Annotated in this window: 7 protein-coding genes and 2 pseudogenes; 3 read left to right on the forward strand and 6 right to left on the reverse strand. The window is 43.7% G+C overall.

The genetic code is table 11. The features are described from left to right. Window positions 1-190: 190 nt before the first annotated feature. A complete protein-coding gene (locus tag B9G53_RS16855; RefSeq protein ID WP_094534345.1) occupies window positions 191-1,477 on the forward strand; it encodes an MFS transporter in 1,287 nt (428 codons plus the stop codon). Between the two features lie 38 nt (window positions 1,478-1,515). Here B9G53_RS16855 and B9G53_RS16860 read toward each other — a convergent pair whose 3' ends face one another. From B9G53_RS16860 to B9G53_RS16870, 3 genes are all read right to left on the reverse strand, one after another. Continuing rightward, complete coding sequence (locus B9G53_RS16860) at window positions 1,516-2,835, reverse strand: salicylate synthase (protein ID WP_094534332.1); 1,320 nt, start codon at window positions 2,833-2,835, stop codon at window positions 1,516-1,518. A gap of 62 nt (window positions 2,836-2,897) precedes the next feature. Continuing rightward, window positions 2,898-4,466 (reverse strand): benzoate-CoA ligase family protein, encoded by a 1,569-nt coding sequence (locus tag B9G53_RS16865; RefSeq protein WP_094534334.1) that lies wholly within the window; start codon window positions 4,464-4,466, stop codon window positions 2,898-2,900. 59 nt (window positions 4,467-4,525) lie between these two features. After that, complete coding sequence (locus B9G53_RS16870; protein WP_254923695.1) at window positions 4,526-4,762, reverse strand: acyl carrier protein; 237 nt, start codon at window positions 4,760-4,762, stop codon at window positions 4,526-4,528. A 271-nt stretch (window positions 4,763-5,033) separates the two neighbouring features. Here B9G53_RS16870 and B9G53_RS16875 point away from each other — a divergent pair, with 271 nt between their 5' ends. Both B9G53_RS16875 and B9G53_RS16880 read left to right on the forward strand, forming a co-directional pair. After that, window positions 5,034-5,804, forward strand: coding sequence for a thioesterase II family protein (locus B9G53_RS16875; protein ID WP_094534347.1), 771 nt, complete (start codon window positions 5,034-5,036; stop codon window positions 5,802-5,804). A 60-nt stretch (window positions 5,805-5,864) separates the two neighbouring features. After that, entirely contained in the window at window positions 5,865-6,275 is a 411-nt protein-coding gene (locus B9G53_RS16880) for a hypothetical protein (RefSeq protein ID WP_094534338.1), read from the forward strand. 41 nt (window positions 6,276-6,316) lie between these two features. Here the strand turns inward: B9G53_RS16880 and B9G53_RS16885 are convergent, their stop codons facing one another. From B9G53_RS16885 to B9G53_RS16895, 3 genes and pseudogenes are all read right to left on the reverse strand, one after another. Continuing rightward, complete coding sequence (locus B9G53_RS16885; RefSeq protein WP_094534340.1) at window positions 6,317-8,884, reverse strand: TonB-dependent siderophore receptor; 2,568 nt, start codon at window positions 8,882-8,884, stop codon at window positions 6,317-6,319. Between the two features lie 392 nt (window positions 8,885-9,276). Beyond that, window positions 9,277-9,702, reverse strand: a pseudogene (locus B9G53_RS16890) (transposase); the annotation flags it as partial. Next, a pseudogene (locus B9G53_RS16895) lies at window positions 9,680-9,951 on the reverse strand (hypothetical protein); the annotation flags it as partial. The pseudogenes B9G53_RS16890 and B9G53_RS16895, both read right to left, overlap by 23 nt.

A 9,951-nucleotide genomic window follows, 5' to 3' on the forward strand; every position in this document is an offset into this window, starting at 1 on the left:
GATCACAGATTTTTTAAAGTTTCAAGCTTCTTGCATACTCTTCTCAAGAAGCTAAATTGACAGTATCATAGTTTATGAGCAGTTACAAGCAAACTTGAGAAAGTTATTTATTGCTAAACCACTTAAAATTATTAGTAATCTTTATCAATAGTTATGACATGATGGAATATCACTTTTGAAGATTTCCACTGTGCGTACTTTTACAATTCTTTGGAGCGGGCAGATGGTCTCTGCAATTGGGACAGAAATGACCCAGTTTGCGCTCACTATTTGGATTTGGCAACTAACTCAGGAAACTACTGCGATCGCGTTGCTCACTTTCTTCTTTTTTGTTCCCCAAATTTTAATCTCCCTTGGGGCGGGTTTACTGATTGACCGTTGCAATCGCCAATTCTTGATGATTATCAGCGATGTTGCCGTGGCGATATGCACTTCTCTAATCGGAATTCTATTTGCTACCAAAAATCTGCAAATCTGGCATCTTTATGTTTTAGCGATTGTCTATGGTTCCTGTGGACAGATTCAAGGGCTGGCTTTTTCGGCATCAATTTCATCGATTGTGACGAAGGAGCATTACGCTCGTGTGAGTAGTATGCGAACCATCATTAACTACAGTTCCAGCATTATCGCGCCTGCCCTAGTAGGTGTTCTTTATCCGATGATTGGATTCATGGGCATTATTCTGATCGATCTGGCAACTTTTATCGTCGGGATTAGTACTGTGCTGATGGTGCGGATACCTCAACCCAAAAGTTCGGAAATTGACAATATCAATAGCCAAAATATCTGGCAACAGTTGTTTTGGGGACTCAATTACATCTTTGCTAGACCGAGCCTATTAGCGATGACCACGGTGTTTTGCTTGTTTCTATTCACCTATAACATTAGTGAAACTCTCTATCAGCCGATGATTTTGGCACGAACAGGTGGCAGCACTCAAATATTAGGAATGGTAGTCACAGCAGCAGGTGTGGGCGGTGTTGTTGGCGGTGTATTTTTGAGCGTGATCGGTGGTTTTAAGCGCCAAATTCAGGGAATGTTACTCGGCTTTGTCGGTACTGGTTTAGGAATCCTCATCTTAGGTTGGGGACAAACCTCATGGATTTGGATTGGCGCACATTTCTTTGCCGTCTTCAATATTCCTTTAGCCTACAGTTCCAGTTATGCGATCTGGTACGCCAAAGTCCAACCAGAAGTACAGGGAAGAGTTTTAGCTTCCGCCCATACCCTTGGTTTGGCTGTGGGTGCGATCGCGAGTTTAATTGCAGGCCCACTAGCAGATCGCGTGTTTGAACCCATGATGAATTCTAATAGTGCGATCGCCTCATTGTTTGCGCCTCTGGTCGGCACTGGTCAGGGTTCAGGCATTGCCCTGCTACTGATTATCATGGCGATCGGGATGGTGTTGATTGGGGTGATTGGTACTGCCTTTCCAACATTACGAAATGCGGAAGAGCTACTTCCAGATTACGAATAAGAGAAGCGGCGCAACGCGCCGCTTCTCTTATGTGGATATTATTTCAACACCAAATTGGTAAGCATCGTATTCATTTTATTGACCGATTCTAAATACTCAGTTTCAGGTACAGACTCAGATACAATGCCTGCCCCTGCATTGAAGTAAATGCAGTCATCGTACTGATAAGCCGAACGAATGGCGATCGCTAAATCCGCAGTGCCTTGACTATCAACCCAACCAATGCCACCCGCATACAAGCCTCTTGGTTCTGACTCTAAGCGATCGATCCATGCCAAAGCACTTTGCTTATCGATTCCCGAAACCGTAATACCTGGGAAGAGCACCTTTAAAGCATCCCACAGGGTCTTATCAGACTTCAGTTCACCACCAACGCGAGAGGACAGGTGCTGCACACAGCGATATTTTTTCACTTCCATGAAGTCAAATACACGCACGGTATCAGAGTCACAAACCGAGTTAATCTCATCTTGGGCTAGCCAAACTGATAGTGCGTGTTCCTTAACTTCTTTGGCATCAGTAAACAACTCGCCATTTAACTGCTGATCTTCTGCTAGATTTTGGGAGCGGGGACGAGTACCTGCTAGAGGATTGGTGATCACTTTGCGATCGCGATCGACAGTCATCAAGATCTCAGGACTAAAGCCCACCGCACTTACATTATCCATGTGCAGACAATAGGATCGCGCCGAATTATTACTTTGAGAACCGAGGCAATAGGTTCCTAGCAGATCCATTTCGCCTTTGACTTTGACCGAACGAGAAAGGATCGCTTTATGCAGTTTCCCTTCCTGAATTGCTTGAATCAGTTTCCATACCTGAGTTTGATAATGTTCGCGATCGGCAAAATCAACAACGGGTGGTGTAGCAGTGTAGCTTCGCAATGGGCTATCAATCGCCAGAGCTTCGATAATCTTCATGAGCGGCTTCACACTTCTGATGCGGATACCTTTCTCAGTAATATGGAGTTCGGTTTCAGGGATGAAAAATTGTAGGAGTGGTTGCTCAATTGCTTTGTTATAGGGAGAATAAAAACGAGTGATGTCAAAGCCAACATAGCCATAGGCTGTCCAGTTCTCGATGGGCAAAGATCCTAAGACCGCCTCCACCTGCTTGAGGGGATCGGTAACTGGGTAAGACTGAGATTGACCCATATAGTTGCAAGTCACTGTTTCGGCGCTCACGGCAATGTTCGCCAAGGCATTTCCTGCAATGCGCGTTTCGCGATCGCTTTGGTACAGCATATAGTTGGAGAACAACCCAATATCTAATAGATTCTGTAAAAGAGATTGCGGATCTTTAGGAGAAGGAACAAACAACTCATGATAGACAAGAGACTGAATCGCAATAGAAGACATAGATAATTACCTAAATATAAAAATGTTTTTGGTGAAGTTTTTCAGCGCTGCGCTGGAAAACTTCATGGCTGCTTGAGCAGGGCTTGGCGATGTACCTTACCCGTGGATGTGCGCGGCAAAGTTTCTAAAAAATGGATGCTTTTAGGCGCTTTAAAGTGCGGCAATTGTGACTTCACCAGTTGCCGCAGATTGTTTTCTAGGGCTACCGATGGCGTAACTCCAGCTTTCAAACTGACATAGGCAATGACTTGATTAAGAGATTCATCCTGCCCATTACCATTGCTAGCAGCCTGATTAGTCGCATTACTGGGCAAGACTGCCGCATCGAGAATACTTTCATGTTGGAGCAGCAGATCTTCAATTTCAAAAGGAGAAACCCACATCCCATTGACCTTAAAAAAGTCATCATTGCGTCCCATGAACCGAAAATAACCATCGGCATCTTTGACATATTTGTCGCCAGTCCGCATGGTCATTCCATACAAAGCATTGCGGGTTGCTTGTAATCGGTTCCAATAGCCCAGCATCAGACTCTCTCCCGTAACTTGGAGAGCGCCGATCTCACCTATTGGCATAGGCTTGCCTTGCTCATCGACTACTTCCACTTCATAGCCTGAGACTGGATAGCCCGAACTCCCTGCATGACATTGATCAGGTCGATTCGATAAAAAGATATGTAGTAGCTCTGTTGTGCCAATGCCCTCACAAATCTCCAGACTATACATCTCACGCCACTTTCGCCAAATTGTTGTGGGCAGTTGCTCGGCTGCCGAACAACATAGTCGTAATGAAGCAGCATTGAGCGGGGCAATTTCATGTAAAGAAAGAATGCCCGCATAGATCCCAGGAATGCCAAATAGAACCGTCGGTTGATAGGTGTGAATATCGGCGATGATATCAAAGGCATTCGCGGCATCGGAGAGAATCGCCGCCGCCCCAACTGCCATCGGCATATACAAGGTATTACCTAAGCCATAGGCAAAGGGGATTTTGGCGACGGAATAAATCACATCATCTTCTCTTAAGTCGAGAACCCCTTTCGCATACTGCTCGGCACATACCACCATACTTTGATGTAGATGAATTACCCCTTTGGGTTTACCTGTACTGCCAGAGGTATATAGCCAGAATGCAGGTTCTTCACGATGGGTTTTCTCCCAAGAAATCTGGGCATCCTGTTGAGTTAATTGTGCAATTAACGGATTCTCTCCATCTACTGGCAGAATATGCTTTAAATATGGAGACTCAAGAGGAGTAAGCTTTTCGCACCATGCCTGATTAGTCAACAGTAATTTGGCGCGGCAGTCTTGGAGAATATATTGAATATCTTCCAAAGTGCTAGCGGTATTCACTGGCACTGGCACAAGCCCTAACCAGATTGCACCCCAGAAAGCAAAGACAAACTCTGGTGTATCGGGCAAAAGAATCGCGATCCGATTTTCTCGCTCTAGTTCCAACTGAGCGAGAAAGCTTGCCATCCGTTGCGCCCAAATGCTTACCTCGGAATAGGTATAGGTTTCATTGCGATAGTAAAAGGCAACTTTGTCACCCCGTTTGGCTTCGAGGTTCAGTTCGAGAAAGTGCGCTGCTACGTTAAACGTAGTAGGCAGGCGTATAGAAATACTTTCCATTTAATTTACTTGAATAAGCTCGGAAATACAGAGTCATAAAGTGCTACGCAGAGCGCGATTTATACAGATGGAGAATTTGTGGCGGCTATACTGCAAATTTCTGCCAAGGTCATGTCATTCCTTGTTCCTAATTTGAGGTCAATGTTAAGTTTGCGCTTTACTTCTAGAGCAAGCTTAACCGTTTCCACAGAGTCAAGTCCTAAATGTCCATGCAGTAATGTCTCTGGGTGAAGTTCCTCTCGAGGGATGCCTAAATCCATCAAAATTCCTTTTAATGTCTCTAATCGATTTTCCAATTTATCTATTGCTACACTCTTCAATCAAGCACCTCTCTTTGTCTACAATGTTCCTATTCTGATCAAAAACTTCCTGAAAATATCTGTACTCCTAATTTGGAATTAAGTGTTAATTGAGCGCTAATTGACTTGCTAGTGTACGATATTTATTAATAATTATTTGCAATAAGTGATCAATAGCTTATTACATGAGTTTGACTTTTGGCAAGCAAAAACTAAATCTCATCGAAACCGCACACAAAACCGCATCCACAAACACACAATTGTGACCATGACACCAACATTAACGACATTCAATAAATGGGTAGTTCGTCCTCAGCCCAATGCTCAAGCAGCATTACGGCTATTTTGTTTTCCCTATGCAGGTGGCGGTAGCCTCAGTTTTCGGAATTGGGCAAGCGCTCTACCGTCAAATGTAGAGATTTGCCCCATTGAATTATCAGGGAGGGGATTGCGGCTGATGGAGCCTGCCTTTACGCAACTGGAGCCGCTTGTGCAGGCGATCGCCAACGCACTGTTACCTGATCTTGATCGCCCCTTTGCCTTTTTTGGTCACAGTATGGGAGCCTTACTGAGTTTCGAGTTAACCCGATTCCTGCGCCGTCATTACCAGTTAGCCCCAGCACATCTATTTGTTTCGGGCAAGCGATCGCCACAAGTCCCTAACCCCAATCCGCCCACCTACAACCTCCCCGAACCAGAATTTTTGGCGGAGCTACGTCGTCTCAATGGTACACCCGCCGAGGTATTGGACAATCAAGAACTCATGCAGTTGCTATTGCCCACCCTCAGAGCCGATCTTGCTGTCGTCGAAACCTATGTTTACAGCCATGAAGCTCCTCTAGATTGCCCAATCACAGTCTTTGGCGGTGATCAAGATCCTGAAACTAGTATTGAATTGCTCGAAGCGTGGCGATCGCAAACTAGCGCTGATTTTGCCCTGCATCTGTTGCAAGGCGATCATTTTTTCTTGCACTCGGCTCAACTCGATTTGTTGCAAGTGCTGGGAGATGATTTACAAATAATTCTTAATAGTTTATGAAAATTAACCCTTAAATTGCTAGGATTTAATTAAAAATAATTGAGAATTACTTTAATTAGTATGATTACCATTGACGAATCTAACTATCCGATTGTATCTGTCCATTTTGAGAATTCGTCAACCTTGGCAGACACCGAAAAGTATCTAGCCCATTTTGATAAATGGCTTTCCTTTAATCAAAAATTTGGATTGATTCTCGATCAATCTACTTCTCAAAATCAGGAAGATCAGGTCAAAAGCGATCCAGAAGAAATCGAAGCAGTGCATCGCTTAACTGTTGAATGGGCAAAGCAAAATAAAGACAGAATCACGCAATTCTGCCTTGGCATGGCGATCGTTTATGATGGCGATGATTTGGAGAAGCGCAAAAAAGCTGCTCCCAAAACCATCGCAGGTATATTTGGATGCTTAGGACAAGTATTTACAAGTCAAGGAGAAGCCGAGCAATGGCTTCTTTCTCTACAAGCATAAAAATCAAATAATATGCAGCGCAAAGCGCTGCATATTATTTTTTAAAACTGGATACCAATGGAACCAACCACAGAGAAGGGCGCACCGGGGGAATTGCCGAAATTGCGACTTGTGCCACCAACACCACTGATGTAGTTGGTGTTGAAGAGATTATTGAAGTTCAATCCCATGCGCCATTGATCGCGTTTATAGAAAATTGCCGCATTAGTGAGAAAGTAATCACCCACTTCGTATGTATTCTGGCGATCGCCTGCACGATTGCCCACATAATTTACACCCAAACCAAAGCCGAGTCCTTGCAAATCACCATCGGGAATTTGGTAAGTTGTCCATATTCCAAAAGAATTGTAAGGAGAACCTGGTAAACGATTACCCACAGGAATGCTATTGTCTTCCGTAACTCTGGCATTGGTGTAAGCGTAGGAGGCAATTAGATTCCAATTCGGCGCAATTTCGCCAGAGATATCAAGCTCAATTCCTTGACTCTGTTGTTTGCCCGTGGCAACTGAGACAAAGGGATCAAGTGGTGATACAGGTGTTGCCACATTTTGCTTGGTGACATTAAAGTAAGACAGAGTAGCAAATAGTTTTTTAGTTAACTCAGCTTTAATTCCCAACTCATAACCTTGAGCCTTTTCAGGTTCTAGAAAATTACCATTGGCATCTTGTCCAATATTTGGCGCAAAAGATTGGGAATAGTTGGCGAACAGAGCTACCGTTTCAGTGGGTTTATAAACCAAGCCGAGGCGAGGACTCCAAGCACTATCATAACGACTCGTCCCCGCAAAGGTATTACGGTTATTCACTCCATCAAAGCGAATCCCCGCAATCAAACTCAATTGGTCACTAAAAGCAATTTGATCTTGTAGAAATATACCTGTACGACTGATCGCCGTATCACTTTCAGGAAGTTGCGGCACTGTATCAAAATTGGGACGGGAGAATAGTCCATAGGTTGGATTAAATACATTTAGGGGCAAGATCTGAAGAAGGCTAATTTTGGTAAAGACATCGTTAAAAACACTCCAATTCAAATCCACCCCCGCTAACAGAGTATGTTTTGCAGAACCAGTCTCAAACTTGCCAACTACATCAGTTTGGAGCGAATAGTCACTCGATTGCAGTTCACGTCTACCATATAGCCTTCCTAAAATTCCTGTGGTTTCATTGAATAGGAACGGTAATGTTGAGTCAACCCGAAGATTTTGATCGGAATACCTAAAAGCATTTCGGACTTTCCAATTGTCATCAAACTGGTGTTCTAGCCTATAGCCAATGGAAAATGCTCTGCTTTTGAGACTATCATCACGTTCTCCCAAGATGTGATCGCGTGGTACATTAAGGACACTTCTGCCAAAGGCTGGTAGTCCCACATCGTATGGGATTTGGTCGTTCGCATATTCTAGGAAGAAGTTGAGATTGGTGCGATCGCTAATCTTCCATTGCACCACTGGCGCAATAAAGAAGCGTTCAGATTTGGTCTCAAAATTGCGAAATCCATCCGAGCGCTGATATGCAGCATTGAGGCGATAAAGGACATTCCCATCCGTATCTAAAGGCCCAGTGAAATCGATACTGGGGCGCACAAAGCCAAAACTACCTGCTTGTAATTGCAGATCATAAAAAGGCTTGGCTAAAGGCTGTTTAGTCACAAGATTGATAATCCCCCCAGGATCAGCCTGTCCGTAAAGCACGGATGCTGGCCCCTTGAGGACTTCAATGCGTTCGAGGTTGGCTGTTTCCTGTGGACCAAGATTGTAATAAGTGCGGAAGCCATCGCGCAAAATCGGAATATTTGCAAAGCTATCGGTGACAAATCCACGAATTGTGAGGCTTTGAGCCGATGAAAATCCAGAGAGTTCGCCTGTAACACCGCTTACATTACGCAGAGCTTGATCGACGCGGACAACCTGTTGATCTTTCAACACCTGTTGGGGAACTACTTGAATTGATTGGGGTGTATCAATAATCGCCGTATCGGTACGAGTGGCGGTGGAAGCATTGGGTACGCGGTAGACGGTCGGGCGATCGCCTTCACCTGTGACAGTAATTTCCTCTTCTTCGTTGGCATCATTAGGTACTTGCGTGATAGGAGGATTAACACTGATAGAACTCACACTTGCTTGCGGGGGAGTCTTAATTCCCGTCACGATCACGCGCACACAACTAGCGTTTGCCTGACTGACAGAAACATTGGCAATGCCCTCACTGGGGTTTTCGACTAGAAAGCGATCGCCATTTGGCAACATCAATTTAGCATTGGGAATATCGAAGTAAACCAATCGCCCTGATGTTTGGGCTACGGGTGTAGAGATAGAACCTGTGGCTGTTTCCAAAACCACTTCCAGCCCTTTAGTAGTGGGATTGAGTTTTACACCTGTGATTTGGACTGAGTTAGTAGGAGATTGGGCAAGTAATTCTGAAGCATTGGTGGAAATTTGTCGTAACTCCTGCACGCTTTGAACTTTTCCATTAGCGATGGAGTCTATTTGGTTAGAGGGATTGCTCAGATTTTCGGCTGAGGCAAGATGGAACTTAAAAAATTCAGGTGATGCAATACTGGCGATTGCACAGACGAAACTAGCGACTAAAACGCGATCAGATTTCATTATGATGTTAGGTATCGATTTGATATTGATAAGTTCGGGGCAAGTTGACGCTTGCCCTATTTTTTTGAGTATTCTTTGGGATCTACTTAAGAGCTAATTGCAATTAAATCAGATGCTCAAATTTAATTGCAAGCAATAATTAGCTTTTCTTTTCACCTATGAAAGCTATGACTAGAAGGCTATATAAGTAAATATAGAATATCCTTATTGCAATTAATTAGCATTTGATACTAAGATTAATAGCAAAATAACAGATCAATTGCAAGTAACTTGCAATAATTAGGGGATCAAATTTGCTTAACCTGATTCTTAACCGCCGATTGACAGCCTGTTGCAGATAAAAAACTCACTCTATGTCCCAACTACCTTTTTTGCGTCCACCTAGTAAACTATCAAGTCATTAATGACGGATAGAGGCGAAGCAATTTAATACGAGCATCCGCAGTAGTAAATTGCCAGTTAACTTTACAAGAGAGAGAATTCCTGCGATTTACTCAAGCCGAGATTTCCTGAATCAAAAGCTGTTTATCAGGAATACGACGGTCGAGACACTACCGATTTAAAACACTCAACTCAATTTCAGCTATATTGAGCCAACTACCATGTTGAGGGGTGTAGTGAAACTCGATTTTGTCGAGAATTCTTCTGGCTTCCTCAGGTGCAAAAGCCTTGTAAAGAGATTATTTAACGTGAGTGTTGAGGTTATCTTGAGCAAGACGGATTTTGATGGTATGGGGGTAACGTTGATCAACCAAATATTTAATTTGGTGAGCATAATCAATTTGGGTACGTTGGTCAGTCACGACCACATGCCGCCATAGGATTAGCGATCGCCAAACCATTTTTGTTAGTACAAAGCCCTAAATCTAAAACGTAGCGAATATCATCCTGTGGCACATCTGGCAGTTCCTGCCCAGAGAGAATAGGCTGAATCACTGCTCTGACTCGATCTTCTCTTAGCCTTTCCGCAAGACTATCCAGATGCGTATCTTGTCTCTTACTCCCTTCCCGCTGTAAGGCATGGTAAAATATGAAATAAAAAGACAGTAAAAAAATGAACCAAAACG

This window comes from Pseudanabaena sp. SR411, from assembly GCF_002251945.1.
GTDB lineage: Bacteria > Cyanobacteriota > Cyanobacteriia > Pseudanabaenales > Pseudanabaenaceae > Pseudanabaena.